Source organism: Peptoniphilus indolicus ATCC 29427 (genome assembly GCF_000227315.1).
Classification (GTDB): domain Bacteria; phylum Bacillota; class Clostridia; order Tissierellales; family Peptoniphilaceae; genus Peptoniphilus; species Peptoniphilus indolicus.
This window is the reverse complement of sequence record NZ_JH165061.1, coordinates 1,129,068-1,132,964: the sequence shown is the minus strand read 5'-3', so window position 1 is coordinate 1,132,964 and position 3,897 is coordinate 1,129,068. Positions and strand designations below refer to the sequence as shown.

At 31.6% G+C, this 3,897-nt stretch carries 2 protein-coding genes; both read right to left on the bottom strand.

Translation table 11 applies throughout. The annotated features are described in order from the left end of the window. Positions 1 to 992, bottom strand: a 992-nt coding sequence (locus HMPREF9129_RS11675) for an ABC transporter permease family protein (RefSeq protein WP_004821050.1), incomplete at its 3' end; no start/stop codon positions are given. Positions 993 to 1,034: 42 nt separating this feature from the next. Further along, entirely contained in the window at positions 1,035 to 3,839 is a 2,805-nt protein-coding gene (gene secA, locus HMPREF9129_RS05080) for a preprotein translocase subunit SecA (RefSeq protein WP_004821049.1), read from the bottom strand. Between the last annotated feature and the right edge of the window lie 58 nt (positions 3,840 to 3,897).

Sequence of the window (3,897 nt, the reverse complement as noted above, 5' to 3'; positions counted from 1 at the left end):
AAACTGTTAAAAATATTTATAAATAAAACAGTCCACAAACTAAAAAGTATAAACCCTTGAATTTTAATTAAATGTACTCCACTGATATCTATCTTACCTGCAAAGTTTAAATATGATATAGACAATAAAGTTGAAACTGCACTCATAACTATAGAAATAGGCAATATTCTTTTTATAAATATTTTAAACATATCCCATGTTGATGCCCCTGATATTTTACTTATATAAATATGCTTATCGTATTTTAATAACCCAATAAAAATCCCATATATTAATAACAAATATATAAAAGCTACACTTAGTACCATATATTGTACATATCTCTTGCTCTCTAACGTTTCAGATAATAAACTTAATATAGCCTTCGTATTCTTTGTTGATGTTTCTTTATATCCTAAATCTTTAAAATTCTTACTCACATTTTTGATTGTCTTTATATCATGTGAATCTATGTAAATTTTTGATATTTCTTCATCCATTGCAAATAGATTTTTAATAATTTGAAAATGTCCATCAGCTATAACTGAACTTCTATCAAACAAATTTATGAGTTCAAAATCATAACTAGCCTCTACTTCAGTCATAAATTTATTGTCAAAACCTTTTCTCTTAATATCTTCTATCGATACAATTGCAATTCCTACTTTGTTTTTATCTGCATAATCCTCACTTGAAAAGTACCTAAACCATTTCGGAATAACAAATTTAGTAGAAAGTATATAATAGTACATTTGAGGGTCATATACCCCCAAAACTATATTATCTTTTCCCTCTGCTATAACTCTTATATCATCATACATATTTAAAAAGTCAAAACTTTTCTTTTTGTATGGTAAATCTTCATCTTTAGTAAAAATTATATAATTTTCACTCATGTTATAAGGGAATTTCGCTTCATCATTTCCTACTATATAATTAAATGCCAATATAAATACACAATTAATTGTTATAAAAAATAAAATTAAAATTATATTTTTCTTTATAATATTCATTACTTCACTTCCCTTTTAATTAAATTTATTTTATTCAGATTATCACCTTTCTTTTACTATTACAATACAAAAAATCTCAAGCCTAAACTTGAGATTCTTATAAACTAAACTATTTATTTTTTTGCCACAGCAATTTTTATATTTTTTACCTGAACCACATGGACAAGGATCATTACGTCCTACTCTCTTATCTTTTCTAACATAAGGTTTTTTCTTTCCATCATCAGGATTTACTGTTTCTACTTCTTTTGCAACTCTTACTCTTTCAACTCTTTCAGGATTTACAACATGGTACAACATCTTAATTGTATCTTCCATGATTGATTCGTTCATTTCTTCAAACATATCAAATCCTTCTTGTCCGTATGCACGAACAGGATCTACTTGCCCTACTGCTCTTAAACCTATTCCCTTTCTGAGTTGATCCATTGCGTCAATGTGGTCCATCCACTTTTGATCGACATTTTGTAAAAGTACAACTCTTTCTATTTCTCTAAATTTCTCAGGTGTGAATTCATCTTCCTTGTCTTCATATTTATCAAGAGCAAGGTCTTTGAATAATTCTTTTAGAGAATCTACATTTGCTTCTTCTCCATCTAAGAAATTTTCTTCAAACCCAAATTGATTTATTCCATAGTTTCTAAGACCTTCCATATCAATATATTTTTGATTAGATTCGTTAGTCTTGTTGTAGAAGTCTACAGTTTTATCGATTAAGTCTTCAATCATAGAGATTATATATTCTCTTAGGTCTTCGCCTTCAAGAACTCTTTTTCTCTCTCCGTAAATTACTTCTCTTTGTTTGTTCATAACATCGTCATATTGAAGAACGTGTTTACGAATTGAGAAGTTATTACCTTCAACTTTTCTTTGGGCAGACTCAATAAGTCTTGTTAAAATTCCGGCTTCTATCGGTTCATCATCAGGAGTGTCCACCATTTCCATAGTTTGTTTAAATCTATCTCCGGCAAATAGACGAATTAAATCATCTTCACCTGAAATATAGAATCTTGTAGAGCCTTTATCTCCTTGTCTACCTGAACGACCTCTTAACTGATTGTCAATTCTTCGAGATTCATGACGCTCTGTACCGATTATTCTAAGTCCACCAACAGCTGTTACTTGTTCTGCTTCTTTATCTGTTTCAACTTTGTATTTAGCAACTAATTCTTGATAAGTCTTTCTTGCTTCTACAATTACTTCATCATCAGTTTCATTGTATGAATCCACTTCTTCAAGAACTGCTTCTTCGTATCCCTTTTTCTTCATCTCTTGTTTAGCCATGAATTCAGGGTTTCCTCCAAGCACGATGTCAGTACCACGGCCCGCCATATTTGTAGCTATTGTAACAGCTCCAAAACGACCTGCTTGTGCAACTATTTCAGATTCTTGTTCATGCTTTTTGGCATTCAATACGTTGTGTTTAATCCCTGCGTGTTTTAAATATTTTGAAAGTTCTTCAGATTTTTCAATTGAAATTGTACCAACAAGGACCGGTTGTCCAACTTCATGAGCTTCTTTAATTTCACGAGTTACGGCTCTGAATTTAGCTTCTTCAGTTTTGTAAATTGAGTCGTTGTTATCTACTCTCTGTATAGGTTTATTTGTTGGAATTTCAACAACGTCTATATTGTAGATGTCTCTGAATTCGCCTTCTTCTGTCATTGCAGTACCTGTCATACCTGCAAGTTTCTTATACATTCTAAAGTAATTTTGGAATGTTATTGTAGCTAAAGTTTTGCTCTCAGCCTTAACTTCAAGTCCTTCCTTGGCTTCAATTGCTTGGTGTAGACCTTCAGAATATCTTCTACCATACATCAAACGACCTGTAAACTCATCTACGATTATAATTTCGCCGTCATTTACTACATAGTCAATATCTCTTTTCATAGTTCCCTTAGCCTTTAGAGCTTGGTTTATGTGATGAGATAATTCCATATTTTCAAGGTCTGCTAAATTTTGAATTCCAAAGTATTTTTCAGCTTTTTCTATACCATGGTCAGTAAGAGTAGCTGTTTTATCCTTTTCACTAATTACAAAATCAACCGTTTCTTCATCAAATTTTCTATTAAATCTTTCAAAGTTTGATTCATCTTCTGTCTTTATTCTAAAACTCAATGTTTCTACGAAATCACGAGCTCTTGTATATAGTTCAGTTGATTCATCTCCCATACCTGAAATAATAAGTGGAGTTCTAGCTTCATCTATCAAAATTGAGTCGACCTCGTCAACTATACAATAGTTAAGCTCTCTTTGAACTCTCTCGTGTTTGTAGATGACCATATTATCTCTTAAGTAGTCAAATCCAAACTCGTTATTAGTTCCGTATGTTATGTCTGCTCCATAAGCAACTTGTCTTTCTTCCGGAGTCATATCGTGAATGATACATCCAACAGTAAGTCCTAGAAAATTGTATACTTTTCCCATCCATTGTTTATCACGGTTTGCTAGGTAATCATTTACTGTAACTACATGAACTCCATCTCCTGTGATTGCATTCAAATATGAAGGAAGTGTCGCTACTAAAGTCTTACCTTCCCCTGTTTTCATTTCTGCAATTCTGCCTTGATGAAGTATAATACCACCGATGACTTGCACACGGAAATGCTTCATTCCCAAAACTCTCCATGAAGCTTCTCTTACTACTGCAAATGCTTCTGGCAATAAGTCATCTAAACTTTCTCCATTTTTATATCTGTCTTTAAACTCTTGTGTTTTATTTTTTAATTCTTGATCAGTTAATTTCCCAATTTCTGATTCAAGATTCATAACCTTATCTACTATAGGCTCAATCTTTTTTAATTCTCTTGAGGAATAACTTCCAAAGATTTTTTCAAATAAACCCACTTAACCACCCTTTCTGTTAAGCCATTTTTATGCTAACCCTTATTATATACTTTATTTC